General features: G+C 50.0%; 1 protein-coding gene. It reads right to left on the bottom strand.

What is annotated here, in order from left to right; all coding sequences use genetic code 11:
• Positions 1–400: helix-turn-helix domain-containing protein (locus tag ACFQNF_RS16150; protein ID WP_380188956.1), on the bottom strand; the 400-nt coding region annotated here is incomplete at both ends.

Raw genomic sequence — 400 nt, 5'->3', positions numbered from 1 at the left:
GAATTGCCCTTTGTAGTCGACACTCCACAGTTGATTCGCGCTCGTAGCCGCCTTGAGCGGTTGAATCGAGCGGGGAGTACGCTGAACTCGACGACGTGTTTTGACGCAGCCCGCTATTTTCAAAATATTGTTAATCGTCGTCTTTGATGGAAGCAGTGATTCGTCGAAATGCGTCGCCAACAGCGGATGGATTTTCTTTGCACCAAGGATATCGCCCTTGTAATTGCGATACTCCAGCACCGCTTGACGCACTACATAAGGGGTGACAGCTGAGTGATGCGGGCGACGACTTTGCCATTGCAAGCCATTGATACCCAAAGCGTGATAGCGCTGCACCCATTTGTAGCCCGTTTTACGACTGATCCCATACAGCAAACATAAGGTCTTGAAGGCTAAATCA

This window comes from Iodobacter arcticus, assembly GCF_042664895.1.
Taxonomy (GTDB): domain Bacteria; phylum Pseudomonadota; class Gammaproteobacteria; order Burkholderiales; family Chitinibacteraceae; genus Iodobacter; species Iodobacter arcticus.
This window is presented reverse-complemented; position numbering and strand designations above follow the sequence as displayed.